Origin of the sequence: Pseudomonas sp. AU11447, from assembly GCF_001672555.2 — a bacterium.
Classification (GTDB): Bacteria; Pseudomonadota; Gammaproteobacteria; order Pseudomonadales; family Pseudomonadaceae; genus Pseudomonas; species Pseudomonas nitroreducens.
Map to the genome: position 1 here is coordinate 332,907 of NZ_LZDG02000017.1, position 25,881 is coordinate 358,787.

26 protein-coding genes are annotated in these 25,881 nt (G+C 65.0%); 8 read left to right on the plus strand and 18 right to left on the minus strand.

Features of this window, described 5'->3' with window-relative positions; genetic code table 11:
* The first annotated feature begins 22 nt into the window (after window positions 1-22).
* Together A6723_RS02150 and A6723_RS02155 are read left to right on the plus strand one after the other, a co-directional pair.
* Window positions 23-946, plus strand: a complete 924-nt coding sequence (locus A6723_RS02150) for an ornithine cyclodeaminase family protein (protein ID WP_054906395.1) — start codon at window positions 23-25, stop codon at window positions 944-946.
* A 522-nt stretch (window positions 947-1,468) separates the two neighbouring features.
* Window positions 1,469-2,233, plus strand: a complete 765-nt coding sequence (locus tag A6723_RS02155) for an SDR family oxidoreductase (protein WP_054906396.1) — start codon at window positions 1,469-1,471, stop codon at window positions 2,231-2,233.
* Window positions 2,234-2,445: 212 nt separating this feature from the next.
* Here A6723_RS02155 and A6723_RS02160 read toward each other — a convergent pair whose 3' ends face one another.
* From A6723_RS02160 to A6723_RS02180, 5 genes are all read right to left on the minus strand, one after another.
* Window positions 2,446-3,018, minus strand: coding sequence for a HupE/UreJ family protein (locus A6723_RS02160; protein WP_054906397.1), 573 nt, complete (start codon window positions 3,016-3,018; stop codon window positions 2,446-2,448).
* Between the two features lie 59 nt (window positions 3,019-3,077).
* Window positions 3,078-3,692 carry an urease accessory protein UreG gene (ureG, locus tag A6723_RS02165; RefSeq protein WP_037012004.1) on the minus strand — a complete coding sequence of 205 codons (615 nt, stop codon included), beginning with the start codon at window positions 3,690-3,692 and terminating at the stop codon, window positions 3,078-3,080.
* 10 nt (window positions 3,693-3,702) lie between these two features.
* Window positions 3,703-4,380, minus strand: coding sequence for an urease accessory protein UreF (locus A6723_RS02170; protein WP_054906398.1), 678 nt, complete (start codon window positions 4,378-4,380; stop codon window positions 3,703-3,705).
* An 87-nt stretch (window positions 4,381-4,467) separates the two neighbouring features.
* Window positions 4,468-4,968, minus strand: coding sequence for an urease accessory protein UreE (gene ureE / locus A6723_RS02175; RefSeq protein ID WP_054906399.1), 501 nt, complete (start codon window positions 4,966-4,968; stop codon window positions 4,468-4,470).
* A 281-nt stretch (window positions 4,969-5,249) separates the two neighbouring features.
* Window positions 5,250-5,885 carry a TetR family transcriptional regulator gene (locus A6723_RS02180; RefSeq protein ID WP_054906400.1) on the minus strand — a complete coding sequence of 212 codons (636 nt, stop codon included), beginning with the start codon at window positions 5,883-5,885 and terminating at the stop codon, window positions 5,250-5,252.
* 148 nt (window positions 5,886-6,033) lie between these two features.
* Between A6723_RS02180 and A6723_RS02185 the strand changes: the two genes are divergently transcribed.
* Together A6723_RS02185 and A6723_RS02190 are read left to right on the plus strand one after the other, a co-directional pair.
* On the plus strand, window positions 6,034-7,134 hold the full coding sequence (locus A6723_RS02185; protein ID WP_054906401.1) for a ferredoxin reductase: 1,101 nt from the start codon (window positions 6,034-6,036) through the stop codon (window positions 7,132-7,134).
* The gene (locus tag A6723_RS02190) at window positions 7,127-8,227 is read left to right on the plus strand and encodes a fatty acid desaturase (RefSeq protein ID WP_371914038.1); all 1,101 of its coding nucleotides are present in this window, start codon (window positions 7,127-7,129) and stop codon (window positions 8,225-8,227) included. Before A6723_RS02185 ends, A6723_RS02190 begins: the two co-directional genes overlap by 8 nt.
* Window positions 8,228-8,233: 6 nt before the next feature.
* Here A6723_RS02190 and A6723_RS02195 read toward each other — a convergent pair whose 3' ends face one another.
* Window positions 8,234-8,449, minus strand: coding sequence for a hypothetical protein (locus A6723_RS02195; protein ID WP_054906403.1), 216 nt, complete (start codon window positions 8,447-8,449; stop codon window positions 8,234-8,236).
* A 111-nt stretch (window positions 8,450-8,560) separates the two neighbouring features.
* Window positions 8,561-8,803 carry a DUF6868 family protein gene (locus A6723_RS02200; RefSeq protein WP_064979546.1) on the minus strand — a complete coding sequence of 81 codons (243 nt, stop codon included), beginning with the start codon at window positions 8,801-8,803 and terminating at the stop codon, window positions 8,561-8,563.
* A 215-nt stretch (window positions 8,804-9,018) separates the two neighbouring features.
* On the opposite strand from A6723_RS02200, the gene A6723_RS02205 reads away from it, so the two are divergent.
* Window positions 9,019-10,329, plus strand: coding sequence for an MFS transporter (locus A6723_RS02205; RefSeq protein ID WP_054906404.1), 1,311 nt, complete (start codon window positions 9,019-9,021; stop codon window positions 10,327-10,329).
* A gap of 86 nt (window positions 10,330-10,415) precedes the next feature.
* Here A6723_RS02205 and A6723_RS02210 read toward each other — a convergent pair whose 3' ends face one another.
* The 3 genes from A6723_RS02210 to A6723_RS02220 form a co-directional block, all read right to left on the minus strand.
* Window positions 10,416-10,847, minus strand: coding sequence for a hypothetical protein (locus tag A6723_RS02210; protein WP_054906405.1), 432 nt, complete (start codon window positions 10,845-10,847; stop codon window positions 10,416-10,418).
* A gap of 330 nt (window positions 10,848-11,177) precedes the next feature.
* Entirely contained in the window at window positions 11,178-11,783 is a 606-nt protein-coding gene (locus tag A6723_RS02215) for a hypothetical protein (protein ID WP_064979547.1), read from the minus strand.
* A 335-nt stretch (window positions 11,784-12,118) separates the two neighbouring features.
* A complete protein-coding gene (locus tag A6723_RS02220) occupies window positions 12,119-12,652 on the minus strand; it encodes a bacterioferritin (protein ID WP_024766344.1) in 534 nt (177 codons plus the stop codon).
* A 283-nt stretch (window positions 12,653-12,935) separates the two neighbouring features.
* Here A6723_RS02220 and A6723_RS02225 point away from each other — a divergent pair, with 283 nt between their 5' ends.
* The gene (locus A6723_RS02225) at window positions 12,936-15,020 is read left to right on the plus strand and encodes an AsmA family protein (RefSeq protein ID WP_054906406.1); all 2,085 of its coding nucleotides are present in this window, start codon (window positions 12,936-12,938) and stop codon (window positions 15,018-15,020) included.
* Window positions 15,021-15,141: 121 nt separating this feature from the next.
* Here A6723_RS02225 and A6723_RS02230 read toward each other — a convergent pair whose 3' ends face one another.
* The 4 genes from A6723_RS02230 to A6723_RS02245 form a co-directional block, all read right to left on the minus strand.
* Window positions 15,142-15,597: a GyrI-like domain-containing protein gene (locus A6723_RS02230; RefSeq protein WP_054906407.1), complete on the minus strand. Its 456-nt coding sequence runs from the start codon at window positions 15,595-15,597 to the stop codon at window positions 15,142-15,144.
* A gap of 141 nt (window positions 15,598-15,738) precedes the next feature.
* Window positions 15,739-16,083 carry an osmotically-inducible lipoprotein OsmE gene (gene osmE / locus A6723_RS02235; protein WP_017518219.1) on the minus strand — a complete coding sequence of 115 codons (345 nt, stop codon included), beginning with the start codon at window positions 16,081-16,083 and terminating at the stop codon, window positions 15,739-15,741.
* A gap of 86 nt (window positions 16,084-16,169) precedes the next feature.
* Entirely contained in the window at window positions 16,170-16,388 is a 219-nt protein-coding gene (locus tag A6723_RS02240) for a hypothetical protein (protein ID WP_064979548.1), read from the minus strand.
* A gap of 73 nt (window positions 16,389-16,461) precedes the next feature.
* The gene (locus A6723_RS02245) at window positions 16,462-17,727 is read right to left on the minus strand and encodes an Hsp70 family protein (protein ID WP_054906408.1); all 1,266 of its coding nucleotides are present in this window, start codon (window positions 17,725-17,727) and stop codon (window positions 16,462-16,464) included.
* A gap of 209 nt (window positions 17,728-17,936) precedes the next feature.
* Between A6723_RS02245 and A6723_RS02250 the strand changes: the two genes are divergently transcribed.
* Complete coding sequence (locus A6723_RS02250) at window positions 17,937-18,800, plus strand: oxaloacetate decarboxylase (protein ID WP_054906409.1); 864 nt, start codon at window positions 17,937-17,939, stop codon at window positions 18,798-18,800.
* 25 nt (window positions 18,801-18,825) lie between these two features.
* Here the strand turns inward: A6723_RS02250 and A6723_RS02255 are convergent, their stop codons facing one another.
* Complete coding sequence (locus tag A6723_RS02255; RefSeq protein ID WP_054906410.1) at window positions 18,826-19,470, minus strand: hypothetical protein; 645 nt, start codon at window positions 19,468-19,470, stop codon at window positions 18,826-18,828.
* Window positions 19,471-19,651: 181 nt separating this feature from the next.
* Here A6723_RS02255 and A6723_RS02260 point away from each other — a divergent pair, with 181 nt between their 5' ends.
* Window positions 19,652-19,918 (plus strand): DksA/TraR family C4-type zinc finger protein, encoded by a 267-nt coding sequence (locus tag A6723_RS02260; RefSeq protein WP_054906411.1) that lies wholly within the window; start codon window positions 19,652-19,654, stop codon window positions 19,916-19,918.
* 69 nt (window positions 19,919-19,987) lie between these two features.
* On the opposite strand, the gene A6723_RS02265 is transcribed toward A6723_RS02260, so the two are convergent.
* From A6723_RS02265 to A6723_RS02275, 3 genes are all read right to left on the minus strand, one after another.
* Window positions 19,988-22,153 carry a GAF domain-containing protein gene (locus tag A6723_RS02265; RefSeq protein WP_054906412.1) on the minus strand — a complete coding sequence of 722 codons (2,166 nt, stop codon included), beginning with the start codon at window positions 22,151-22,153 and terminating at the stop codon, window positions 19,988-19,990.
* A complete protein-coding gene (locus tag A6723_RS02270; protein WP_054906427.1) occupies window positions 22,150-22,755 on the minus strand; it encodes a biliverdin-producing heme oxygenase in 606 nt (201 codons plus the stop codon). Before A6723_RS02270 ends, A6723_RS02265 begins: the two co-directional genes overlap by 4 nt.
* Before the next feature lie 171 nt (window positions 22,756-22,926).
* Window positions 22,927-25,599 carry an autotransporter outer membrane beta-barrel domain-containing protein gene (locus A6723_RS02275; protein WP_054906413.1) on the minus strand — a complete coding sequence of 891 codons (2,673 nt, stop codon included), beginning with the start codon at window positions 25,597-25,599 and terminating at the stop codon, window positions 22,927-22,929.
* Between the last annotated feature and the right edge of the window lie 282 nt (window positions 25,600-25,881).

Below are 25,881 nucleotides of genomic sequence, written 5' to 3' on the forward strand. Positions count from 1 at the left end.
GCCATTTTCCAGAGGGGTTTCCATGCAAGACCTCCGCTTCCTCACCAACGCCGACGTCGCCCAGCACCTGGGGTATCCCCAACTGATCGAAGCCCTGCGCATCGGCCTCGCCCATGAGTGCGAAGCCCCGGTGCGCGGCTGCCATGAACTGCCGGACAACGCCTCCCTGCTGACCATGCCGGTGTGGCGGCCGGGGCAGGACATCGGCGTGAAACTGGTCACCGTGTTTCCCGGCAACGGCGCGAAGAACCTGCCGGCGGTGGCCGCGCTGTTCTGCCTCTTCGACGGCACCAGCGGCCGCCCGCTGGCCATGCTCGAAGCCTCGGAACTGACTGCCCGGCGCACCGCCTGCACCTCCGCGTTGGCCGCCGATTACCTGGTGCGCCGCGATGCGCGGCGGCTGCTGGTGGTCGGCAGCGGCACCCTGGCGCCGCACATGGTCCGCGCCCACTGCTCGGTGCGCGAGTACGAAGATATCGCCCTCTGGGGCCGCCACGAAGACAAGGTGCTGGCCCTGGTGAAGCACTTGCAGGACGAAGGCTATCCCGTCCATGTCTGCCCCGACTTGCGTGGCGGAGTCGCGGCGGCGGACTGCATCAGCTGCGTGACCACCTCCCGCGAGCCCATCGTGCTGGGCGAATGGTTGCGCTCGGGCTGCCACCTCGACCTGGTCGGCGCCTTTCTGCCAAGCATGCGCGAGACCGACAGTGAAGCCGTGCGTCGCGCACGCATCGTCGTCGACACCCGCGAAGGCGCGCTGGAAGAAGCGGGCGACTTGCTGATCCCGATGGGCGAGGGCGTCATCGATAAGAGCGCCATTGCCATCCAGTTGAGTGACCTGTTGCAGGGGCGCGGTGCGCGGCGGGACGACAGCGAGATCACCCTGTTCAAATCCGTCGGTTATGCACTGGAAGACTTGATCGCCGCGCGCCTGCTGGTGCAGTGAAGTTGTCCCGAAAATCTGTGGGCCGGGCTGTGGATAACGTCTGGGAGAACGCTGCCAGGCCCCGTGGCCACAGGCGCCGTCACGGGCGGTCGATTTCTGTTCGATCACCCCGCAACCCCTGTATGGATGGACAGGTACGGCTTCACGGAAAAGTTCCGGGAAACTGACAGTTGTCCCCGTCAGCCGTTGAAAGACCTGTGGATAACCTTGGGAAGAACTTCTCCAGCGCAACGGCGGCGCGGCCTGCGCTGGTACGCTCGAAAATCGTCCAGCGAAAAGGGCGCTTTCTGTTTGCCCACAGAATCCGTGGAGCAGCCTGTGGAAAAGGTGAGCGCAACTTGCGCCAGGCCCGTGACCACGGGGCTTTCAAGCAGCTGTGCGGGTTTTATCCAGCGCGGCTGTAACGCAAGGCAGGCAGCCCGGACTGTTATGCTCGACCGACCGACAAAGAACGCGCGCGGCACGAATGTCCGGCAGGTACCGGCGACGGCTGCGCCCAGCATCTGGCAAGAGGAACCTGCGATGACCACTCCCACCCTGTTCATTACCGGCGCAACTTCCGGCTTCGGCGAAGCCTGTGCGCGGCGTTTCGCCCGTGACGGCTGGTCGCTGGTGATCACCGGCCGCCGTGAGGATCGCCTGAATGCACTGGCCCAGGAGCTTTCCGCCGAGACCGACGTGCTGCCGCTGGTACTCGACGTGCGCGACCGCGCCGCCATGACCGCGGCGGTGGACAGCCTGCCGGAGAAGTTCGCCAGGCTGCGCGGCCTGATCAACAACGCCGGCCTTGCACTGGGCACCGACCCGGCGCAGGAATGCGAGCTGGATGACTGGGACACCATGGTCGACACCAACATCAAGGGCCTGATGTACGCCACCCGCCTGCTGCTGCCGCGCCTGATCGCCCATGGCCCGGGCGCGAGCATCCTCAACCTCGGCTCGGTCGCCGGCCACTGGCCCTATCCGGGTGGCCATGTGTACGGCGCCACCAAGGCCTTCGTCGAGCAGTTCTCGCTGAACCTGCGCTGCGACCTGCAGGGCACCGGCGTGCGCGTCACCAACCTCGAGCCGGGCATGTGCGAGAGCGAGTTCTCCCTGGTGCGCTTCGGCGGTGACCAGGCCAAGTACGACAAGACCTACGCCGGCGCCGAGCCGATCCAGTCGGCGGACATCGCCGAGACCATCCACTGGATCATGAACCAGCCGCCGCACATCAACATCAACACCCTGGAAATCATGCCGGTGAGCCAGGCGTGGGCGGGGTTCTCGGTGCATCGCAAGGGGTGAGGCGAGAACGGCCCCCGGCGGTTTCATCACTTTTTGCCTTGGGGCATCTGTGCAGGGGCTTCCCCTCACCCCAGCCCTCTCCCAGAGGGAGAGGGTTAGAGTGAGGGGCTCTTGATCTTGTAGGAGCGAGCTTGCTCGCGAACCATGTCCCGCTGCGGAGGCTTGTTCGCGAGCAAGAACTAGGCGTCCCCCTCGCTCCTACAGGTAAAGCATCAGCCGGCGAGCAACCAGGCACCGGCGCCGGCCGAGGCCAGGCCGGCGGCACGCACCAGCGGTGCCGCCGCTTGTGGCAACAGGCGAACAATCCCGTAACCGGCCGCATGCAACGCGGCAGTTGCTGCGACGAAGCCGGCGGCATACAGCCACGGGCTGCTCAGTGCCGGCAGCTCCAGTCCGTGGGCCACGCCGTGGGCGAGGGCGAACAACGCGGTTGCGCCCATCGCCAGGAACAGCGGAGGGCGCACGGCCAGCGCGACGCACAGCCCCAGCGCGAGCACGGAAGCGGCGATACCGGTCTCCATGAACGGCATCTGCATTCCTTCGAAACCGAGCAGTCCGCCGATCAGCATGGTGCCGACGAAGGTGCAGGGCAGCGCCAGACGCGCCGCGCCCTTCTGCTGCGCGGCCCAGAGGCCGACGGCGAGCATTGCCAGCAGGTGGTCGAGGCCGGTGATGGGGTGGGCGATGCCGGCGACCAGGCCATGGTCGCCATGGCCCGGATGGGCGAAAGCCGCCGCCGGGATGAGGAACAGCGCCAGGCTGTAGAGGGCTTTGCGCAACTGCATGGAAAACTCCCTGGTTCTTGTCATGTGGCGGCCCCGTTTCCGTGGTCGCAGAAAATACATCAGGCCGCGGTCAACAGTCCCTGGCGCTCGATGAAGGTGATGATCTCGGCCAGGCCCTGGCCGGTCTTCTGGTTGCTGAAGACGAAGGGCTTGTCGCCGCGCATGCGCGAGGCGTCCTGGTCCATCACTTCCAGCGAGGCGCCCACCAGCGGGGCGAGGTCGATCTTGTTGATCACCAGCAGGTCGGACTTGCAGATGCCCGGCCCACCCTTGCGCGGAATCTTGTCGCCGGCCGAGACGTCGATCACGTAGAGGGTCAGGTCCGACAGCTCGGGGCTGAAGGTGGCCGAGAGGTTGTCGCCGCCGGATTCCACCAGGATCAGGTCGAGGCCGGGGAAGCGCCGGTTGAGCTGGTCCACCGCCTCCAGGTTGATCGAGGCATCCTCGCGGATTGCCGTGTGCGGGCAGCCGCCGGTTTCCACGCCGATGATCCGCTCCGGCTCCAGCGCCTCGTTGCGCACCAGGAACTGCGCGTCTTCCTGGGTGTAGATGTCGTTGGTGACCACGGCGATGTTGTAGCGCTGGCGCAGGGCGCGGCACAGCGCCAGGGTCAGGGCGGTCTTGCCGGAGCCCACCGGGCCGCCGATGCCGACGCGAAGAGGTTGAGAGTTCATGGCAGTTCTCCTAGGAGCGGAACAGACGGCTGTATTGGGTTTCGTGGTTCATGCAGGCCAGCGCGAGACCGAAGGGCGCGCCGCCGTGGGGCTGATTGGCGAGTGCTGCCTGGCAGGCGTTGTCGAGGTCGGGGAGCAATTGCGAGGTGAGCTTCTGCGCGGCCAGTTGGCCCAGCGGCAGGGTCTTCATCAGTACCGCCAATTGGTTCTCCAGCCAGCTCCACAGCCAGGCACCGAGGGCCTGTTCCGGGGATAAGCCCCAGGCGCGGGCGGCCAGAGCCCAGGCGGCGGCGAAGGAGGGTTCGGGTTGCGCGGCGAGCCATTGGCGCGCGGGCTCGTCCAGCTCCGGCAGGGCTTCGAGCAACTGGCGGAGGGAGAAACCCATCTGGCGGTTTTCCAGGCCCAGCTCGCGGGTCTCGCGGCTGGCGCGGTGGCGTTCGGCGGCGTCGCGCAGGGCGGCCCAGTCTTCGGCCTGTGCCGCGCGCAGCAAGTCGGCCAGCAGCGGGCCCTCGAAGCGGGCGAGGTTCAACTGCAACTGGTCGCTGAGCCAGATGTGCGCCGCTTCGGCGTCTGCCACCAGTCCCTGGTCGATGGCGCTTTCCAGCCCCTGGGAATAGCTGTAGCCGCCGATGGGCAACTGCGGGCTGGCCAGGCGCAGCAGTGACCAGAGGCTGGAAGAGTCACTCATGAACGACGACCTGCCCGCGTACACCGACCAGCCCTCGCTCCCTGAGAGAGTGGGCTGGGGTGAGGGAGAAAGCCCCGCGCCGAAACATCACAAGCGAACTCCGAACTGATGCAACTTCGGCGCGTAGTTGAACTGCTCTTCGCCATGGTGCGAGTGATGATGGCCGCCACCATAGGCTCCGTGCTCCGGCTGGAACGGCGCCTCGATGGCTTCTACCGTGGCGCCGAGCTGGTCGAGCATGGCCTTGAGCACATAGTCGTCGAGCAGGCGCAGCCAGCCGTCGCCGACCTGCAGGGCGACGTGGCGATTGCCCAGGTGATAGGCCGCGCGATTCAGTTCGCGAGGGTTGGCGCAGGTGACGTGCAGCAGCTTTTCGGGGGCCGCGCAGACACGTACCACCCGGCCATCGTTGGCCAGCAGGAATTCGCCATCCGCCAGCGGCGGCTGCCCTCGTTCGAGGAACAGGCCGACGTCTTCACCGGTGATGCTGAAGCAGCGCAGGCGGCTCTTGCTGCGCGCCTCGTAATTCAGGCGCAGCTCGGCGTCCCAGTGTTCGCGGGGTTCGGTTCGTTGGTGGATGACCAGCATGACAGTGTCCGGCAGCAGCAATGATCGAGCTACAGCAAGGGGCTTGCCAGCGTGAGCCAACGTCAGCACTGGCGCGGGTTGCAGTGGTTGTCCGATCGATCAGGAATGGTGTGGGCGCTCGATGATGGTGCGCACGAAAACAGTGCGCACCAATACAGGGCGAAGCGTATCTTTGTGGGAGCGAGCCTGCTCGCGAACAAATTCCGCCGTGGAGCGATTCGTGAGCAAGAACTGGGCGTCCCCTCGCTCCGACAGGTAAACGATGTGCGTGTGCGGGCGATTCAGGGCCGCGAGCCGATCCCGGTCCAGTGCTTGGCGCCGATCATGATGAAGCGCAGCTGCTGGGTGATCTTGGCCTGGGGCGAGAGGTGCGTGGGCAGCGAGTCGGCCGGCGGGTCGATCAGCTCGGGCAGGGTGGCGAATACCGTCTTCACCACCAGGTCGGCGATCACATCGATGTCCTGCGCACCCAGGTGTGGCAGCTTGTTGAGCAATGCCAGATCGGCGGCGAGGTCGTCGGTGATGCGCTGGCGCAGGGCGCCGACTGCCTGGCGGATCGGGTGCGAACCACCGTACTGCTCGCGGGCGAGGAAGAGGAACTGGGTGCGATTGGCGGTGACGGCATCGAGGAAGATGCGCACCGAGGCCTCGATCACTCCGCCCAGCTCGAATTCGTTGTGGCGCACCACGCGCAGGGTCTCGCGGAAGGTTTCGTCGACATCGGCGACCAAGGCAAGGCCGAGCTGGTCCATGTCGGTGAAATGCCGGTAGAACCCCGCTGGGACAATCCCAGCCGTCTTCGCCACTTCCCGCAGGCTCAGGCTGCCGAAACCGCGACCGCTGTCCATCAGGCTGCGCGCGGCATCCATCAGGGCCAGGCGGGTCTGCTGCTTCTGTTCGGCGCGGGGAGTGGACATACGGCTATCCATGGTGAGGGCGCAGGCACTCTAACAAATGCCGGTCGTGGCGGGGCAAGTTCTGAGCGAAATAGTGAACAAGTGTTGACTGAAAACTCTTACGCGTGAGATTTTAAGTGAACACCTGTTTACTGTTCGGTATCCATCCATGTCCCTGCTTCCCTTCGCTGGCCTGCGTCTTGTCTCACCGCTGCTGTCGCCGCTGCGCGCCCTGGTGCGCGGCCAGTGGCTGCGCGAGTCGGACGTCGACGCGTTGCTGCGCGCCTGCAACCGCGGCTGGTCGTTGCAGCGGGTGTTCGCGCGGGTCGAGGCGCGGCAGTGGGTGGCCGATGACATGCTCGAACTGCGCCTGCGCCCCAATGCGCACTGGCGCGGTGCACGCCCGGGCCAGCACCTGCAGTTGTTCGTCGAGCGCGACGGCGTGCGACACAGCCGCAGCTACAGCCTGACGCGCATCGCCGCAGATGGCTGCCTGGAGTTCGCCGTGAAGCTGCAGCCGGGCGGCCGGGTATCTTCCTTCCTGCTGCAGCAGTTGTGCGTTGGCGATGTGCTGGAGCTGGGACAGCCGGGCGGCGACCTGAGCTGGCCGGTCGACGGGCAGGGCGTACTGCTGCTGGCGGCGGGGAGCGGGCTGACGCCGTTGCTCGGCCTGCTGCGCGAGGCACTGGCACGTGGCTACAACGGGCCAGTGACGCTTTTGCATTACGTGCGCGAGCGCGGCCAGAAGGCTTTCGTCGCCGGGCTGGAAGCACTGGCGCGACAGTATCCGAACCTCGAGCTGCGCTGGGCGCTGAGCCGCGATGCTGCGCTGGAAGGCGAGCTGGCCGGCCGCTTCCAGCGCGATCACGTTGCCGATCTGGATGGCCGCCATGTGCTGGTGTGCGGTCCCGGCGGGTTCGTCGAAAGCGTGCGCCAGGCGCTGGGCGCGATCAGCCCCAGCCTGCAGGTGGAAAGCTTCAGCCCTCCGGCCTGGAGCGCAAGCGAGCCGGCGAAGGCGGTGAGCCTGCATTTTGCCCGCAGCGCGCTGCAGGTGACCGGCGACAGCCATCGCAACCTGCTGGAGCAGGCCGAAGCCAGCGGCCTGCGCCCGGTGCATGGCTGCCGCCAGGGCGTCTGTACCCGTTGCACCTGCACCCTGGTCAGCGGTTGCGTGCGTGACCTGCGCAGCGGCGAGCTGTTCAGCGAGCCGGGCCAGCCCATCCGTATCTGCGTCAGCGCGCCCCAGGGCGATCTGACGGTCGATCTCTGAATCAGGACAGCCAACGATGCGCGAAGACCGCAACCTCACTGCCGCCGAGCTGGCGGCCTTCGGTGCCGAACTGGACGCCCTGCGCCAGCGCACCCTGCACGACCTGGGCGAGAAAGACGCCCGCTACATCCGGCGCATCCGCGCCGCGGTGCGCCTGTGCTGCTGGAGCGGCCGCGTGCTGCTGATGGCCGGCTGGTTCCCGCCGACCTGGCTGCTGGGCACCTTGCTGCTCGGGCTGGGCAAGATCCTGGAGAACATGGAGCTGGGCCATAACGTCATGCATGGCCAGTACGATTGGATGAACGACCCGGAATTCTCCGGCCAGCACTACGAGTGGGACATCGTCGGCCCCGCGGATTTCTGGCGGCACACGCACAACCATGTGCACCACACCTACACCAATGTGCTGGGCATGGACGACGACGTCGGTTACGGCGTGGTACGGCTGTTCCCGGAGCAGAGGTGGAAACCCTTCTACCGCTGGCAGCCGCTGTGGGTGACTCTCCAGGCGCTGCTGTTCCAGTACGCCGTGGCGGTTCAGCACCTGCGCCTGGACAAGTACGTGAAGGGACGGATGAGCAAGGAAGAACTGCGCCCGCTGCTGCGCCAGTTCAATGCCAAGGTCGGGCGCCAGTGGGTAAAGGACTACGTCGTGTTCCCGCTGCTCGGCCTGTTCACCGGCGCCTTCGGCGCGGTGCTGCTGGGCAACGTCGTCGCCAACCTGATGCGCAACCTGTGGACCTTCACCGTGATCTTCTGCGGCCACTTCACCGAGAAGGCCGCGGTGTTCCCGCCCGAGGTACTGCAGGACGAGACGCGCGGCCACTGGTATCTGCGCCAGCTGCGCGGGTCGAGCAACCTGGAAGGCGGGCCGATCTTCCACATCATGACCGGCAACCTCAGCCACCAGATCGAGCACCACCTCTATCCGGACCTGCCCGCGCGGCGTTATGCGGCACTATCGCGGGAGGTCCGCGAAATCGCTGCGCGCTACGGCCAGACCTACAACAGCGGCCGCTTGTCGGCGCAGTTCGCCACGGTGCTCAAGCGCATCTGGATTCATCGCCGGCCCACGGTGCCGGCCGGCGCCTGATCCGGATCAGGCGCGGCGGGAAAGCGGCGAGGCGACTTCTTCGCGCAGGGCGCGCAACTCGGCGGCGTCCTGATTGAGATGATGGATGGCCTTGAGCAGTTTCTGCCGGAGCAGGTCGTCCTGGACCTGTTCGACCGCCCGCATGACCTCCAGGGCCGTGGCCTCGTTGTTGCTGGCGACGGCGTCAAGGGTCTTTCGCAGGCTGCGCGTTGTGTGGTGCACGGTGAGTTCTCCTGAAAACTGCGTGCACCCTACGACCTGATTATTTCCAATAAATTTCAACAAGTTGCTTTCTGATCGGCGGTCATGATGTCGCAGTGGTGGCGCATCGATTCAGGAAAGCATGCACAGCGCCAGCAGCGGCGCCAGGTTGAACAGCAGGACGCCGATCTTGTAGACCGCCATGCCGCCGTAATGAATGGCGTCGAATTTATCCACCGGCAGGTCGAACCAGCGTGAGTGCAGGCGGTAGACAACGTCGTGGGCGAGGCTGAAGGCGAAGAACCAGGCCAGCAGGATGGCGTAGTTGATCAGGGTGCAGTAGAGCAGGAAGGGCTTGAGATCCTGGAGCAGCATGGCGATTCTCCGGGTACATACTGCTTAGGATCGATCCTGCGACGGTATGGTTTCATGCAACTGAAGGCGCGAGGTCTGATAGCCGACGTGGTGTTGGATCACCATAATGCGCGGCTTCGTAAAACCTGTGATCTTTGTTGCGCCAGCACTGTCCGATATCGGGACGGTTTTTTCGTCGCCGCACCCTTTCATCCCATTTGCCTGCCGGACTCGCCATGTTCAGCCCGCTCGTCACCTTTCCTGCGCTCTACACTGCCACGCTGTTGATGCTTGCCGGCTCCGGCCTGTTCACCACCTACATGGGCCTGCGCCTGACCCAGGAGGGCGTCAGCGACCTGTGGGTTGGTGGCCTGATGGCGGCTTACTATTTCGGCCTGGTCTGCGGCGGCAAGTTCGGCCACAAGCTGATCGCCGGCTTCGGCCACATTCGTTCGTACGTCGCCTGTGCGGGCATGGCGACGGTGATCGTGCTGATCCACGCGCTGGTCTCGCAGCTGGAGGTGTGGATTGTCCTGCGCTTCGTGATGGGCGCGGTGATGATGAACCAGTACATGGTGATCGAGAGCTGGCTCAACGAGCAGGCCGAGGGACACCAGCGCGGCAAGGTGTTCGCTGGCTACATGGTGGCGGTGGATGCCGGCCTCGTTGTCGGCCAGGGCTTGCTGGCGCTGAGCCCGGTGCTGGATTACAAGCCGCTGCTGCTGGTCGCCATCTGCTTCTCCTCGTGCCTGATCCCGCTGGCTCTGACCCGCCGCGTCCACCCGGCCAAGCTGGTAGCGGCGCCGCTGGAGATCGGTTTCTTCTGGAAGCGCGTGCCGCAATCGCTGGGCACCATCTTCGTCGCCGGCCTGATGGTCGGCGCCTTCTACGGCCTGGCGCCGGTGTATGCGGCGCGCAACGGTCTGGACACCTCGCAGGCGAGCCTGTTCGTCGGCATGTGCATCGTCGCCGGTTTCTGCGCGCAGTGGCCTTTGGGCTGGTTGTCCGACCGGATGAACCGCAGTTGGCTGATCCGCGCCAATGCCTTGCTGCTGTGCCTGGCTGCGGTGCCGATGTGGGGGTTGATCGAGTTGCCGTACACGCTGTTGCTGGCCAACGGTTTTGTCACCGGCATGCTGCTGTTCACGCTTTATCCGCTGGCAGTGGCCTTGGGCAACGACCACGTCGAGCAGTCGCGCCGCGTGGCTCTCTCGGCGATGCTGCTGACCACCTACGGCGTTGGCGCCTGTATCGGCCCGCTGTTCGCCGGCGCGATGATGCGCCACTTCGGCCCGGGCATGTTCTACATGCTGGTGTCAGCCTATGCGCTGATCCTGATCTTCTGGGTGCAGCCCAAGCGTGTCACCGGCGTGCACCGTGTCGACGAGGCGCCGTTGCATCACGTGGCCATGCCCGACACCGTCAGCCCGATGGCTGCAGCGCTGGACCCGCGTGTCGAGGAAGTGCCGGAAGAGCTGGTGGTGGAAGCACCGGCCAGCATCGGCCGCTCCGATGGCGAGCCGGACGGCGCCGATTCGAAGAGCTGATAAGCCGCCGGATCGAGACCCTGGAAATGAGAAAGCCCGGCAGATGCCGGGCTTTTCTTTCGCCTGTTCGGCGTATTTCGCATCAATCAGGAAACACGCTTCAGGTGGGCATCGAACACGGTGTCACCACCCGATTCGGCGACCATGTTGCTGTGCAGCTTGTCGATGGTGTGCTCGGAGCCATTCTCGGCAACGCGGGCGTCGTCCATCTGCTTGTGCAGGCGGTCGATGGTGCGCTCGGAACCGTTGTCGGCAACGCGGGCGTCGTCCATYTGCTTGTGCAGGCGGTCGATGGTGCGCTCGGAACCGTTGTCGGCAACGCGGGCGTCGTCCATCTGTTTGTGCAGGCGGTCGATGGTGCGCTCGGAGCCATTATCGGCGACGCGGGCTTCGGCGCTCTGCTGCTGGAGTTGGTGCGTGCTGCGCGGGCCGTTGTTGAGGATGGCCGGGGCGGCGAAGACGGCGCTGGCGGTCATCAGGGAGGTGAGTGCAAGGCTGAGGGCGATCTTGGTTTTCATGTTGGGTGGCTCCGAAAGGGGGCGGTTTGTTTTGGCTACGGGGTTATTTTCCCTTCGGATAAATCGATTTAAAAACGATGCCGGGTGATACAGAGCATCAGTGATGTCGATTATTTAGCCGGCTAATTTCAACTATCGCCGCCAATGATGGAACGACAAAAACCGCTCTAGGGCGGTGCTTTAAGGTGTTTCAAAGGAGGTTTCAGGCAAGACGCCGTTACAAATCACGGGTGGCCTGGTATCGATGGCGTGCCTTTGCGGCCCTGGAGCGATAAGAAAGCCCGGCGGGGCCGGGCTTTTCTCTCACCTTGCGGTGTACTGCCTGGAGACTTACGCCTTCAGGTGGGCATTGAAGACGGTGTCGCCACCCGACTCGGCAACCATGTTGCTGTGCAGCTGGTCGACGGTGTGCTCGGAGCCGTTCTCGGCCACGTTCATCTCGCTGTGCAGACGGTCGATGGTTTTGCTCGAACCGTTTTCAGCGACACCCAGTTGCTTGTGCAGGCGRTCGACGGTCTGGCTGGAGCCGTTCTCGGCGACGTTCATCTGCTGGTGCAGGCGGTCAAYCGACTTGCTCGAACCGTTTTCGGCAACGCTCATCTCGCTGTGCAGACGGTCGATGGTTTTGCTCGAACCGTTTTCAGCGACGCCCAGTTGCTTGTGCAGGCGGTCGACGGTCTGGCTGGAGCCGTTCTCGGCGACGTTCATTTTCTGGATCAGGCGATCGACCGACTGGCTCGAGCCGTTTTCGGCGATACGGGCCTTGGCAGCGTCCAGTTGTTTCTGTTGTTGATCCAGGGTGCGCTCTGCGCCGTCCTGGACCAGAACCTGGGTCTGGCTGGCGTTGATGACCGGGGATTCCTGCTGGGAGCCGGCGAAAGCGGCATTGGCAGCAAGTACGGAGAGGGCAAAGCCAAGTACGAGGGTGCGTTTCATGATGCGGCTCCAGAAAGAGTGGGGGAGTTCGTTGGACACGGACTCAGTATCTGTTCTGGATTATCGATTGGAAAACGATGCTGGAAGATAGTCGCTATCGATGTCGATGATTGTTGAATAAGTTGTTTAAAATCATATAGTTGATTTTGAGAATTGACTTCTATCAATGCTTTCGATTGGCGGTATCGGTGGGATTGTTAGTATCTGATTAATCGATATATTCGGGGCGATATCTGCTGGCGAGGCTCTGGAACGGGGCTTTACGCTCAGCGGGAGGGCAGCGCCCACGATACCCGGCTGGAGCCGGGTATCGATGACAGCGGTGGGGGGATTGGTTATTTCAGGTCCTGGAGGAGGTCCGCCATGTCGTCGGCGTGTTCTTCTTCCTGGGCGAGGATCTCCTCGAACAGGCGGCGCGTGGTCGGGTCGTCATCGCCCAGGTAGACCACGATCTCGCGGTAGCTGTCGACGGCGATGCGTTCGGCGACCAGGTTCTCGGTGATCATCTCGCGCAGATTCTTGCCGGCCACATACTCGGCGTGGGAGCGCTCGGTCAGGCCGGCCGGGTTGAAGTCCGGTTCGCCGCCCAGTTGCATGATGCGCTCTGCCAGCAGGTCGGCATGTTGCAGTTCCTGGGTGGCATGCTCGAGGAATTCCGCCGCGGCGACGCTCGCCTTCAGGCCCGTGGCCATGAAGTAGTGGCGTTTGTAGCGCAGGTAGCAGACCAGCTCGGTGGCCAGCGACTCGTTGAGCAGACGCAGCACGGTCTTGCGATCGGCATGGTAGCCCTCGGTCACCGCGCCGTCCTCGATGTTCTGGCGCGCCCGCTGGCGCAGGGTCTGGACGTCGGTCAGTTGTGCCTGGTTCATCAGTCATCTCCTTGTGGCAAACCGGCGCTGCGGTGGCGCACGGCTCAAATCGGGTCACAAGGGTGTGAGTCGTCGGTGGCGGCGAAAGTTTAAGTTTTCTCGCCATGGCGTCTGCATCGGACCTTCTGCGTGCAAATCGGTGGATACAACGCACCGCTATGCTGGTCCAAGTGAACAGGCCAAGGGAGAATGCCGGCCCGGCATGCTCAGGCGGCCGATGATTACCGGCAGCGGCGTGGGGACGTCGCTGCTTCCACCGACGCGGCCAGCAGGGAGTTCAGGTATGACGCGCGGGAAACGAATCTGCCTCTGGAGCTTCACCGGTTTCATCGCGGTGATCGCCGCGCTGGTGGTGTTCATCGCCACCTTCGACTGGAACCGGGTGAAGCCGACCATCAACGAGAAGGTCTCGGCCGAGCTGGGGCGCCCCTTCGCCATCAATGGCGACCTGCAGGTGTTCTGGCGCACGGAACCTGCGGAGGGCAGCTGGCGCGCCTACGTGCCGTGGCCGCACTTCAGCGCGCAGGACATTACCCTGGGCAATCCGGACTGGGCGGCGGGCAAGACGCGCGCGCCGAACTTCGCGAGCCTCGAAAAGGTCGAGTTCCGCCTCGCCCCGCTGCCGCTGTTGTGGCAGACGGTGCGCATCCCGCAGATCGTCCTCACCCGCCCCAGCGCCGACCTGCTGCGCCTGGCCGACGGCCGTGCCACCTGGACCTTCGAGCTGCCGAAGAAGGAAGAAGACCCCAACGCCATGCCCGAGCAATCCTCGTGGAAGCTGGACATCGGCGAGATCGGCTTCGACAAGGGCAGCGTCACCCTCGATGACCAGAGCCTGAAGACCCGCCTTGAGCTGCTGGTGGATCCGCTCGGCAAGCCGGTGCCCTTCGGCCAGTTGGCGGGCAAGGCGCTGGCCGGCGGCGACAAGGCGGCCACCCAGGACTACGTGTTCGGCTGGAAGCTCAAGGGCCAGTACAAGGGCCTGCCGCTCGCGGGCGCGGGCAAGGTCGGTGGCGTGCTGGCGTTGCAGGATGCGGCCAAGCCGTTCCCGGTGCAGGCCGACGTATCCGCCGGGAGCACCCGCGCGAGCATCGTCGGCACCCTGACCGATCCGCTGAACCTTGGCGCGCTGGATTTGCGCCTGCAACTGGCCGGCACCAGCATGGCCAACCTCTTCCCGCTCACCGGCGTGACCCTGCCCGATACGCCGGCCTACGAGACCGACGGCCGCCTGAAGGCCGAGCTGCACGACTCGGGCGGCGCGCAGTTCCACTACGAGAACTTCAACGGCAAGGTCGGCGACAGCGACCTGCATGGCGACCTTGTGTTCGTCAATCGCCAGCCGCGGCCCAAGCTGTCCGGCAAGCTGCGCTCGGACCAGTTGCGCATGGCCGACCTAGGCCCGCTGATCGGCGCCGACTCGAACCAGGAGAAGCAGGCGCGTGGCCAGAGTACCCGCCAGCCGGCCGACAAGGTATTGCCGGTGGAAGAGTTCCGCACCGACCGCTGGCGCGCCATGGACGCTGATGTGGAGTTCACCGGCAAGCGCATCGTGCACAGCGACAAGCTGCCGATCAGCGACCTCTATACCCACCTGGTGCTCAACGATGGCCTGCTGACCCTGGAGCCGCTGCGCTTCGGCGTGGCCGGCGGCACGCTGGATTCGCACATCCGCCTGGACGGCGGCAAGACGCCGCTGCAGAGCAAGGTCCAGTTGCAGGCGCGCAGCTTCAAGCTCAAGGAGTTGTTCCCCAGCTTCGCGCCGATGCAGTCGAGCTTCGGCGAGCTCAATGGCGACGCGACCATTGCCGGCACCGGCAATTCGGTGGCGACCATCCTGGCCGGCGCCAATGGCGAAATGAAGCTGCTGATCAATGACGGCCGCATCAGCCGCAGCCTGATGGAGATCGCCGGGCTCAACGTGGGCAACTACGTGGTGAACAAGCTGTTCGGCGATGACGAGGTGAAGATCAACTGCGCCGCCGCCGACGTGGGCATTACCAATGGTCTGGCCAAGCCGCGGGTATTCGCCTTCGATACCGAGAACGCCATCATCACGGTGAATGGCACGGCCAACTTCGCCACCGAACAACTCGACCTGGACATCACCCCGCAGAGCAAGGGCGTGCGCATTTTCTCCCTGCGTTCGCCGCTTTATGTGCAGGGCACCTTCAAGAATCCGAAAGCGGGCGTGCATGTGCTGCCGCTGGCGGCGCGTGGCGCAGGGATGGTCGCTCTCGGCGTGGCGGTGGCTCCGGCGGCGGCGCTGCTGGCGCTGATCGCCCCGAGCAAGCAGGACGATAACCAGTGCGCGGCGCTGCTGCAGCAGATGAAGCAGCCGGCGAAGGCACCGACCACGCGCAAGTGATTAGGAGGCGCCTGTAGGAGCGAGGGGGACGCCTAGTCCTTGCTCGCGAACCGCCTCGCAGCGGGGTTTGTTCGCGAGCAAGCTCGCTCCTACAAGAAGCAAAATGCGAGCGCGGTGCGCCTCAGTAGATCGGTACGTACAGGTCGGTTTCCGAGGCCGGGTCTTCCGGTCCCAGGAAGCGTTCGGTGTAGCGCTCCAGGTCCACGCCCTTCTTCGGCTCCAGGCCGTGACGGGCCAGCAGGCTGGAGTAGATGGCCTGGAAGCTGTCGGCGATGGCGGTGACCGGGCCGATGTGGGTGAACACCGCGTACTTCTGCGCAGGAACCTCGTAGCGGGTCATGCCCGCGGGCACGTTCGCGCCGGGCTCCACCGGCAGCCCGGCGATGTAGTGGAACTCGCCGCCCGGCAGCTGCGTGCAGACGCCATAGGCGGCCTTGTCCTGCGCGCTGGCGCTGACTTCCTTTTCACGTGGCAGGAAGCGCTGCCACAACTGGCCGATGCTGTCGCCCGGCGCGCTGCCACGGAAATCCATGCCCACCACGTCGAAGGCGGGCAGTTCGATGATGCGGTATTTCATGGTCGGCTCCTCAGGTGGCTGCTGGGATGATAGACGGCCACCGCATGGCGGGAATATCCCCGCCTGCAGGACTGTGGCGATGTGCCGAACGAAAAAGCCCCCGCCGGCAGGCGAGGGCATGTCGTCACGCTCGGGCGGGCGTCACGGCTGGGCGTCGCGCTCGTGTCGGTCGAGCTCGGAGCAGGTCATGAAGCCCGATCCATCGACTCGGCCACTGCCGTCGAAGCTCACGTAGAAGGGCTGTTGCTGCCCGTCCTTGCTGAGGATGTAGCTGTTGCAGCTGCCCGGTTTCATCAGGCGCTTCTGCGTCGACGACGGCGTGCCGCCGATCTTCAGGACTTCTTCCTGGCTCATCCCCTTTTCGACATTGCGCACCAGCGGCTGGTCGCGGAAGGTGATGTAGTTGACCGGGTTCTGCACCTTGGTGGAAGCACAGCCCGCCACCGAAGCCAGTACCAAGAGCGCCAGCAGTGATCGCTTGTACATGGTGTTCTCCTTGGTTGAGCAACTCTCTCGCACAACTTGGAGCCTAGGCCAGTATCGGGCGTTCAAGAAATCTGCAGGGCAGGCTTTTATTCGGCTTCTTTCAGGGCTTCGTCCAGGCGCTGCTGGTTCTGCACGTTGGCGGCATCGATCTGCTGCTTGAGCTGCTCGATCTGCTGCTGGGCCTGTTGCGCCTGCTGGGCTTGCAGCTTGGCGGTGGCGGCCGTGGTCGCGGCGGTTTCGCCGAGGCCGCAGGCCGAAAGGGCGGCGCAAAGCATCAGGAGGCTGCTCAGGTGGAAGAGGCGCATGGCGGGCTCCGGCGCGGAGGAGGAATGACCGCCACACTAGCGCATGGCGGCCCCGGCGTCAGTGCGCGACCGCTCAGCCGTAGCGCTTCATCGCTTCGATGGCCAGGCCGTTGCCGATCCCGCCGAAGCGGTCGCCGTCGACGTGTCGGGCGTTGGGCAACATGGCCGCCACGCTCTGGCGCAGCGCCGGTACGCCGGAGGAGCCGCCGGTGAAGAACACCGTGTCCACGCGTGCCGGGTCCACGTCGGCCGAATTGAGCAGGTTGGTGATGCTGCCGCGCACGCGCTCCAGCAGCGGGGCGATGGCGCCTTCGAACAGGTCACGGCTCAGCTCGGCGACCAGCCCCGGCTCGATGCGCATCAGGTCGATGTCGCGGCGCTCGGTGTCGGACAGCTCGATCTTGCTGGCTTCCACCTGCATCGCCAGCCAGTGGCCGGCGCGCTGCTCGATGAGCTTGAACAGGCGGTCGATGCCGGTGGCGTCGACGATGTCGTAGCGCATGTTCTGCAGCGCCAGCTGGGACTTCTGCGCGTACACCGCGTTGATGGTGTGCCAGGTAGCCAGGTTGAGGTGGTAGCTGGTCGGCATGAAGGCGTCGCTCTTCATCTTGCTGCCGTAGCCGAACAGCGGCATCACGCCCTGGATGCTCAACTGCTTGTCGAAGTCGGTGCCGCCGATGTGCACGCCGCCGGTAGCGAGGATATCGCCCTGGCGGTCGGCCACTTCGCGGCGCTCGGGCGACAGGCGCACCAGCGAGAAGTCCGAGGTACCGCCGCCGATGTCGACGATCAGCACCAGCTCCTCACGCTCGATGCTGCGCTCGTAGTCGAAGGCCGCGGCGAGGGGTTCGTACTGGAAGGAGACATCCTTGAAGCCGAGTTTCTGTGCCACGGCAACCAGGGTGTCCTGGGCTTCCTGGTCGGCCTTGGGATCATCGTCGACGAAGAACACCGGGCGGCCCAGCACGACGGACTCGAACTCGCGCCCGGCAACCGCTTCGGCGCGCTTCTTCAGCTCGCCGATGAACAGCCCCAGCAGGTCCTTGAACGGCATGGCGCTGCCCAGCACGGTGGTCTCGCTTTTCAGCAGCGAGGAACCCAGCAGGCTTTTCAGCGAGCGCATCAGGCGGCCTTCGTAGCCTTCCAGGTATTCGTGCAGGGCCAGGCGGCCGTACACCGGGCGGCGTTCCTCGACGTTGAAGAAGATCACCGAGGGCAGGGTGATCTTGTCGTCTTCCAGGGCGATCAGCGGTTCGGTGTCCGGGCGCCACCAGCCGACGGTGGAGTTGGAGGTGCCGAAGTCGATGCCCAGGGCGCGGGCCGCAGTAGTCGGGAACATGGTGCGCGAGTGTCCGGAGAAAAAACGGCCGCGCAGTTTACGCGAGCGCGGAGGGAAAACCAGGGTATCCGTCGGAAGGCTATGGTGGCAAAGAGGGCTTGGGGAGTAGCTTGTAGTTTTGCTACATTGTGTTCCTGTAGTTTTCCTACAAGAGTTTTCGACTATCTGATTTCCGTTCTCCCACCCCGTATTAGCAGTTGGATCCCACCATGCACAGAGCCTCCTTCCACGAATTGCGCAAGGATTTCCGCGCCTTACTGAATTCTTCAGCCTGCTATCACACCGCTTCGGTGTTCGATCCCATGTCGGCGCGCATCGCCGGCGACCTGGGGTTCGAGGTGGGCATCCTGGGCGGTTCTGTAGCTTCACTACAAGTCCTGGCGGCGCCTGACTTCGCGCTGATCACCCTCAGCGAATTCACCGAGCAGGCCACCCGTATCGGTCGCGTTGCCCGTCTGCCGGTGATCGCCGATGCCGACCACGGCTACGGCAACGCGCTGAACACCATGCGCACCATCGTTGAACTGGAACGTGCCGGCGTGGCCGCGCTGACCATCGAGGATACGCTGCTGCCGGCGCAGTTCGGCCGCAAGTCCACCGACCTGATCCCGGTCGAGGAAGGCGTCGGCAAGATCCGCGCCGCGCTGGAAGCGCGCATCGACCCGGAAATGGCGATCATCGCCCGCACCAATGCCGAGGTGCTGGAAGTGGACGATGTGATCCGCCGCACCCTGGCCTACCAGGCCGCTGGCGCCGATGGCATCTGCATGGTCGGTATCCGCGACTTCGACCACCTGGAAGCCATCTCCCGCCACCTGTCCGTGCCGCTGATGCTGGTGTCCTACGGCAACCCCGAGCTGCGCGACGACGCGCGACTGGCCGAGCTGGGCGTGCGCATCGTGGTTGACGGCCACGCCGCCTACTTCGCCGCGATCAAGGCCACCTACGACTGCCTGCGCGAGCAGCGTGGCGTGCATGCCTCCGACCTGACCGCTTCGGAACTGGCGAAGAAGTACACGCTGCCTGAGGAGTACCAGATCTGGGCACGCGAATACATGGAAGTCAAAGAGTAGGACAGCCCGTTCTGTCCTGTGCCGCTCAGCTACGCGGCAGATGCGCCAGCAGGTATTCGACCTGGGCGTTGAAGGGATAGAGCAGAGTGCCTTCGGGTTTCTCCGCCTTGCGCAGATAGCTCCAGCGCGAGAGCAGGGAGTCCCGGCTGGCACCGGCGGGTAGTGCCGCCAGACGTTCGCCGATCCGTTCCTGCAACTCCCCGATGCGCTTGGCATCGTCCCCGGTTTCCTTTCCCAGCAAGCGTTCGTTGGCTCGCCGTGCCTCCAGCAGCGCCAACTCGCGCAATTCATTTTCCAGCCCCGGTGTCAGCGTCTCCCGCGCCAGTATGAAACTGTCGAACAGGCCGGCGACTTCCCGTGTCTGCGCCACGGCGTGCTGCAGGTCTACGTCTTTCTGCACGTAAGCCGCGCGCACCTGCTCCAGTGTCTGCCGATAGAGCTGCCAGAGGTCCTGCAGGCTCGCTGCGTTCTTCTGCTGCGCGAGCTGCTGCTCGAAGCTTGTGCCGAGATTGTCCAGGCGGGTCAGGAAGCGCTCGTCGCCCGTGGCGCTGTACAGCAGCAGGTAGCGCTCCATGTCGCGCAGGCTGGCATCGGTGGTATCGGCATTGGCGGCGCGGGGCAGCAGGCCGGTGAGCAACAGGCTGGCGATCAGGGCGGAGGCGTAGCGCATGGCGGATTCCCAGGCAGACGGAAGGACCGGCCATTTTCGGCAGCCGCCGGGGCGCGGAACATCAGACGCTTCTGGATTTCCACGCACGACGCACTCGTCGCTTCGCGCGCCAATGCCCTTGCAATCACCGGCTGCGCCCTGCATATCTGCAGGACATGCGAACAATCCACGGGAGGTCGCCATGGCCAGCGGCTGGGCAAACGACGGAGCGGTTCAGGAGCAGATCGACAGCACCATCGAGGATGCCATTGCACGGGCGCGCAGCCAGTTGCCCAAAGGCGAGAGCCTGACTCATTGCGAGGAGTGCGATGCGCTGATTCCCGAGGCGCGGCGCAAGGCCATTCCCGGCGTGCGCCTGTGCGTCAACTGCCAGGCCGAGCATGACAAGGAGCAGTCCGCCCACAGTGGCTACAACCGTCGCGGCAGCAAGGACAGTCAGCTGCGCTGAGCTTTTTTCGTCCATTGAGAACGGCGCCCCGAGGCGCCGTTCTGCATTGTAGGAGCGAGCTTTCCGGTATCAGGGTGTTGGCATGAGCGGCACCAGCACGCTGAAGGTGATGATGCCGTCGGCCTGTTCCACTTCGATGCGGCCGCCATGGGCGCTGACGATGGCCTGGGAAATGTACAGGCCGATGCCCAGCCCGCTCTTGTTGCGGCCATGCCCGCCGGCATCCTGCTTGAACGGCTCGAAGAGGTTGCCCAGACGCGCCTCGTCCAGCGCTTCGGCCTCGTTGAGGATGCTCAGCCGCGCCAGCTCGCCCTGGCGGCGCAGCTCCACCAGCACCGGGCGGCCGGGGCGGCCGTGGTGGCGGGCGTTGCTCAGCAGGTTGGCGACCACCTGCAGGTAGCGGTCCGGGTCGACCTGGGCCTGCACGTCATCCTCGATGGCGGTCTCGATGGACAGGCCCGGATAGGCCACGTCGGTTTCCTGGACGATATCGCGCACCAGCCGCGAGAGCTCGGCGGCTACCGGCTTGACCGTCATTCCCGCGCCGCTTTGCAGGCGGCTCATCTCGAGAATCTGGCTGATCAGGCGTTCCATGCGGCTGCTGGAGTAGGTGATGTGCTGGCGCAGTTCGGCATTGCGCACGTCGCTGGAGGAGAGCATCGCGGCCGCCATGGAGATGGATTGCAGCGGGTTGCGCAGGTCGTGGCCGAGCACGGCGATCAGGCGCTGGCGCATGCGGTCGATCTCGCCGGCGCGGTTCAGGCACAGCTCCACCAATTCGGTGCGCAGCTTGTCGGCGATGCTCAGGTCGATGCCGGTCCAGGGCATCGAGCGCCCACGCACCACTTCCTCCCAGGCTTCGAACGAGCCGCGCGGCGTCAGGCGCGCGCCGGAAGGGCCGGTCTTGACGATCTTCTCCGGCTTGCCACCCCAGCGGATGCGGTGCACCTGCTCCAGGCGCAGCCAGACGATCCAGCCCGACTCCTGGCGATGGAAACGAATCGCCATGACGCCGCAGTAGCGCGGGTCATGCAGGCCCTCGGGCAGATCCAGGCGGCGGTCGCTGTGGAACAGGTCCAGCTCGTCGTCCTGTTGCAGCTGGGCGACGATGGAAACGGCCAGGTCCTCGAAGTCGCCGCCGATGCTGCTGGCGCGCCCGCCGAGCATCACCACCGCGCCATCACAGGGCAGCAGGTCGGCGATGCTCGCATCGGGGCGGGCCAGGGCGCTGAGCAGGTCGTCGGAGTCGCGGGTGCGGCGCAGCAGTGCCTGCTGGCGCTCGGAAGCCTGGCGCAGGAGTTCGCTGGTGCGGCTCTGTTCGAGGCGCTCGACCATGGCGCTGCAGACCTGGGAGAACACCTGGAAGGACATGCGGATCGGGTAGGGCACCACCTTCGGGCTCATGTGGTGGCAGGAGAACAGCCCCCACAGACGCCCGCCGACCACGATGGAAATGCTCATCGACGCGCGCACGCCCATGTTCGCCAGGTACTCGCAGTGGATCGGCGAGACGCTGCGCAGGGTGCTGAAACTCAGGTCGAACGGCTTGCCGCTGCCGGGGTTCAGCGTGGGGTGCACGGCCACTGGCTGGTAGGCGGCATCGCCGATCAGCCGCACTGGATTCTGCAGGTACAGGCGGCGCGCCTGGGCGGGAATGTCCGATGCCGGGTAGCGCTGGCCGAGGTAGGTCTCCAGGTCCTCACGGCGGGACTCGGCGACGACTTCGCCGGAGTCGTCTTCATTGAAGCGGTAGGCCATGACGCGGTCGTAACCGGTCATCCGCCGCACTTCCTCGGTGACGCTGATCAGCAGGCTCTCGACGTCGTTGCGCAACTGCAACTGGCTGACCAGGCGCTGGGCGTTGAGGGCAAAGGTGGTGAAGGAGGCGGTGCCGGCCGCGCGCCGCTCGAACTCCAGGTAACGCACGCCGTCATGGCTGTGGCCGATCACGTCGAAGAAGCGCCGGTTGATCCGCGCTTCCACGCTGTTGACCCAGGGACCTTGCTCGGCCAGCCCTTCCGCGAGCATCGCCAGCACACCGTGCCCGACGCAGGCCTCGGCCAGTGGCTCGCCCAGCGGTGGGGCGATGCCCAGCAGGGTGCCGAGGTTGTCGCTGAAGCCGAGTACGCGACCCAGCTCGTCGAGTGCGATCAGCGCGCCGTGGGGCTGAATCGCGCCGGGCACATGGATGGGTTCGTCCTCGCAGTTGGCGAGGGTGACGGGCTGATCGCTCATGCCTGGCCCGCCCGGTCGGGTGTGGCGTCGATCACCCAGTCGCGGAACGACGTGAAGGCCTGCACGGCGGCCTGTTGCGCAAGGGCGATGTCTTCGGCGGTGCTGACGTGTTCGGCCAGCAGGCGCTGGAAGCTGCCCCAGCGCTCGCCCGTGTGCTCGCCGTAGCCTTGCAGCCAGCGCAGTGGCAGGGGATCGAGGGAGGTCTTGAGGCGCTTGTAGAGTACGCGCCCGCCGAGGGTCGCGCCTTCGGCGACGTAGGCGATGCCGAAGGCTTCGGCCAGGCCATTCGGCGTGGGTACGCAGGGGCAGTCGGCCACGGGCTCTTCGGCGTGAGCGCCGGCCCGCAGGTCGTCTTCCAGCCACCGGCTCTTGCCACGGCGCAGGGCTGCATCGTCGGCGTCCGGCCAGAGCGGCCAGAGCGCCTGCTCCAGCGGGCGCATCCAGCCGAGCACGCGGGCGGCATGATCGAGGTAGTCGGCGCGGGTCAGCGCGGCAGTCAGCGGCGAGCGGCTGTCGAGGTCGGCATGCAGGGCATGGGTGGCTGCGCGCAACGCGGCCAGAGCGGGCGAAATACCCGTGCGGTCGTTTGTCTGCGGAGTCATCGCCGTCATCGCTGGTCCACCTGATTCTTCGAGCAGCAGAGCATAGCAGCCCAGCTGTACGACAGGGCCGACGGATGAAAGCTGATCGAAACGTCAGGTGTTTCCAGGAAGAGGCGAAGTGCAAAAAAAGGCCGCCGCACTCTCGTGCGACGGCCCTCATTCAGCCTGGGATCAGAAGTTGACTTTCAGCCCCAGCGTCACCGCCTGGTCGCGGTAACCGTTGTCGCCGAACTGCTTGCCCACTTCACCCCAGACGTTGACCCGGCTGTTCACCTTGCTGGTGGCGCCGAGCTTCACTTCGAAGATGTCGCTGGCGCCGTCCATCTCGAACTTGGTGCTGCCCATCTTCGCGCCGAAGTCCTTGGAGTTGTGGATCCAGTTGGTCTCCAGGTACGGCTCCACGCCATAGGTGTTGGCGAAGCCGCCAGCCTCGTTGCTGCGCACGGCAGCGCGGGCGCCCAGGCGGGTCATGATGTTGCCGTCGCCCTTGCCGGTGACCTTGGTACCGTTGGCCTCGCGATGGCTGTCAGCCTTGACGCCCATGTACACCACCTGCGCCTGGGGCTGCACGTAGTAGCTGGCGCTCTCGGTCTTCGCCACTTCGAAGGTCTTGCCGGCCTCGATTGAAGCAGTGATGCCCTTGAGGTCGTAGCTCTCCTTGGCCAACTGGTCGCCTTTCACGTCGGCATCGAATTCGTTGTAGAGAATCCAGCTGTCGACGTACGCACCGTTCTCATCGTCCTTGTTCTCGTACCAGGTGCCATAGACGCCCAGGCTGTAGCCGTCGATCTCGCCGCGCGAGCGGTAGCCGGTGACGCGGGACTTGGTCGTCGAGTTGCCGTTGGCGTAGCCGGCCATCACACCCAGTACCCAGTCGCCGTTGTCGGTTTCCTTGCGGTACAGGTCGCTGCCGATCTGCAGCACGTAGCGGTTGGCTTCGGTCTTGAGCTGGCCGGTGCTGTCTTCCCAGCGGGTCGAGCCATCGACGTTGCGCATCCAGAGCATGGAAGTGACTTCCTTGCCGGTATCCGGATCGACGTAGGTCAGGTTGCCGGTGCGGTCATGCAGGCGGTGCAGGAACATGGTGTTGGCCGCCGCGATGTTGGCGGTGTAGCTGCCGCCTTCGGGCTGGCGCACGCGGTCCTTGTCGCTGGGCTTCGGCGCTGGGTCCACGGGGCCTGGTTGCTCCGGCGCGGGATCGACCGGATCGGGGTCTTCCGGGGTCGGGTCGACCGGGCCCGGCGGGTCGACTGGCGGCGGATCAACTGGCGGCGGATCAACCGGTGGCGGATCAACCGGCGGCGGGTCAACGGGTGGCGGATCCTCCGGATCGGGATCGTTCGGCTTGTACGAGGTCAGGTACCAGTCGCTGTCCGCACCGGTGGAGCCGACGAAGCTGCCGCCGCGGCGCAGCACGTATTCATAGCCGCCAGCAGTGACGCGGTCGGATTTGAACTCGCCCGCGGAGGTGCCGCCGACGGTGATCATCTCGATCCCCTGTTCGGTTTCGTCGCCCAGCCCGGTGGTGTTGTTGACCGTGACGCGGGTCTCGCCCGAGGTACTGCCGGTGATGGCCAGCTTGTCGGTTTCCGAGGTGTCGTCGCCCAGGTAGGTGTTCATGACCAGATGGCCGCCACCGCTGAAATCGCCATCCACGGTCAGGGTCTTGTAGGTGTATGCGCCCTGTTCGTCGTGGCGGTCATAGACCAGTTGCGCGCCATTGGTGAGCGTCAGGTTGGTGAGGTTGGAGTTGCCGGTCATGAACCACTGGCTGGCGGCGCCATCCATGGCGAGGTCGATCACGCCATCGGTGGCGGTGCTGGTGGTGCCATTGAGGTAGGAGCCGGCGGCCATTTTCAAGTCGATGACGCCGGTCTTGTCGGCATACAGGGCAACGCCCTTGCGGTTCTGCACGTCACTGGCCGCGCTGCTGTCCAGGCGGTACATCGAGGCTGCCTCGGCGCGAATCAGCGAGTCGGCGCCGGAGGCGTAGAGCGCACGGTTGCCATCGGTGACGGTGACGCTGGTGTCGCCGCCCAGGTAGACCTGGCCGCCACGGTCGCCGTTCTTGTCTGCCGCCGTTTGCGCGTAGATGCCGTATGCGTTGGTTTTCTCGGTGGTAATACTGGTATCGCCGAGGCGGATAACGCCGCCGCGGTTGGCATAGACGGCATGGGCAGAGCTGCCCTTGCTGACGATGGTGCTGCCGTCGCCGAGAATTACTTCGGCGTCGCCCCAGTAAGTATTGGCGGACAGCGAGCGATTGCCTGCATAGACAGCGTAACCCGTTCCGTCGAGCGAATTCGCGCCACTTCCGTTGGTGGTGATCTGCGCGCCGGCGCCCAGCTCGATAAGGTTTTTGCCGCCATTCTTCGAGGTGTTGGCGCGCACACCCATACCCGATCCTTCGGCGGTGATGATGGCGCCGTCGCCGACCCGAACTTCGGAATTGAGCGCGTTCTCGGTCACGTTGATGCCGTCCGCCGAGCTGCCCTTGGTGACAATGTGCAGCTTATCGATGGAGATCTTGCTGCCGCCGTTGTTGGCCTGAATAGCGTCCGACTTGCTGGAGGCCGTGGTGATCGATACGTCCTTGAGGGTGTACTTCGAGCTGTTGCCGTAGATGCCGAAACCGGTCGGGGTAAAGGATTGCTCCTCGCCAGTGGTATCGATCACGATCTTCTCGTAGGCCGACGTATCGCCGGGGGCCCAGTAGATGCTGGTCGTGCAGTTCAGCGTCGAGCCGTCTACCGAGCAGGAGCCGGCGGCGGCGCCACCGCTGTGGGCAAGCATGCCGGCGGCCAGTGCGACGTGCATCGCCAGCAGGGTTTTCTTGAAGCGCATTGCAATCCTCCTTGCGCCCGCTCACTGGGTGAGCGAATGCGTATTCCGGCGCAAGGAGCCGTTCACTGGCTGAAGAGTGGAAGCCTGGCTTCCAAGAGCGGATCCTTCCTGCACCGGGAGATGGCGCCTGATCGCGTCAGGCAAGGGGAGGGCAGAGCTCCAGGCTGCGGAGCCTCACCCGTCCAGCCGCAGGGGGTGCGCTGGATCAGTGGGCTCATTGTTCAGCGCGCATTCAGTCAGCCGAATAAGACGAATCTCAATCGGCGCGCGGTGGGGAAGGGG

Excerpts from the sequence above, each read along its gene's own strand:
- A6723_RS02220 (WP_024766344.1), bottom strand. The coding sequence starts at position 12,652 with ATGAACCAGGCACAACTGACCGACGTCCAGACCCTGCGCCAGCGGGCG.
- A6723_RS02150 (WP_054906395.1), top strand. The coding sequence starts at position 23 with ATGCAAGACCTCCGCTTCCTCACCAACGCCGACGTCGCCCAGCACCTG.
- A6723_RS02160 (WP_054906397.1), bottom strand. The coding sequence starts at position 3,018 with ATGCAGTTGCGCAAAGCCCTCTACAGCCTGGCGCTGTTCCTCATCCCG.
- A6723_RS02200 (WP_064979546.1), bottom strand. The coding sequence starts at position 8,803 with ATGCTGCTCCAGGATCTCAAGCCCTTCCTGCTCTACTGCACCCTGATC.
- A6723_RS02255 (WP_054906410.1), bottom strand. The coding sequence starts at position 19,470 with ATGCGCTACGCCTCCGCCCTGATCGCCAGCCTGTTGCTCACCGGCCTG.
- A6723_RS02230 (WP_054906407.1), bottom strand. The coding sequence starts at position 15,597 with ATGAAATACCGCATCATCGAACTGCCCGCCTTCGACGTGGTGGGCATG.
- A6723_RS02250 (WP_054906409.1), top strand. The coding sequence starts at position 17,937 with ATGCACAGAGCCTCCTTCCACGAATTGCGCAAGGATTTCCGCGCCTTA.
- A6723_RS02245 (WP_054906408.1), bottom strand. The coding sequence starts at position 17,727 with ATGTTCCCGACTACTGCGGCCCGCGCCCTGGGCATCGACTTCGGCACC.
- A6723_RS02240 (WP_064979548.1), bottom strand. The coding sequence starts at position 16,388 with ATGCGCCTCTTCCACCTGAGCAGCCTCCTGATGCTTTGCGCCGCCCTT.
- A6723_RS02260 (WP_054906411.1), top strand. The coding sequence starts at position 19,652 with ATGGCCAGCGGCTGGGCAAACGACGGAGCGGTTCAGGAGCAGATCGAC.
- A6723_RS02185 (WP_054906401.1), top strand. The coding sequence starts at position 6,034 with ATGTCCCTGCTTCCCTTCGCTGGCCTGCGTCTTGTCTCACCGCTGCTG.
- A6723_RS02170 (WP_054906398.1), bottom strand. The coding sequence starts at position 4,380 with ATGAGTGACTCTTCCAGCCTCTGGTCACTGCTGCGCCTGGCCAGCCCG.
- A6723_RS02180 (WP_054906400.1), bottom strand. The coding sequence starts at position 5,885 with ATGTCCACTCCCCGCGCCGAACAGAAGCAGCAGACCCGCCTGGCCCTG.
- A6723_RS02275 (WP_054906413.1), bottom strand. The coding sequence starts at position 25,599 with ATGCGCTTCAAGAAAACCCTGCTGGCGATGCACGTCGCACTGGCCGCC.
- A6723_RS02155 (WP_054906396.1), top strand. The coding sequence starts at position 1,469 with ATGACCACTCCCACCCTGTTCATTACCGGCGCAACTTCCGGCTTCGGC.
- A6723_RS02265 (WP_054906412.1), bottom strand. The coding sequence starts at position 22,153 with ATGAGCGATCAGCCCGTCACCCTCGCCAACTGCGAGGACGAACCCATC.
- ureE (WP_054906399.1), bottom strand. The coding sequence starts at position 4,968 with ATGCTGGTCATCCACCAACGAACCGAACCCCGCGAACACTGGGACGCC.
- osmE (WP_017518219.1), bottom strand. The coding sequence starts at position 16,083 with ATGTACAAGCGATCACTGCTGGCGCTCTTGGTACTGGCTTCGGTGGCG.
- A6723_RS02225 (WP_054906406.1), top strand. The coding sequence starts at position 12,936 with ATGACGCGCGGGAAACGAATCTGCCTCTGGAGCTTCACCGGTTTCATC.
- A6723_RS02270 (WP_054906427.1), bottom strand. The coding sequence starts at position 22,755 with ATGACTCCGCAGACAAACGACCGCACGGGTATTTCGCCCGCTCTGGCC.
- A6723_RS02205 (WP_054906404.1), top strand. The coding sequence starts at position 9,019 with ATGTTCAGCCCGCTCGTCACCTTTCCTGCGCTCTACACTGCCACGCTG.
- ureG (WP_037012004.1), bottom strand. The coding sequence starts at position 3,692 with ATGAACTCTCAACCTCTTCGCGTCGGCATCGGCGGCCCGGTGGGCTCC.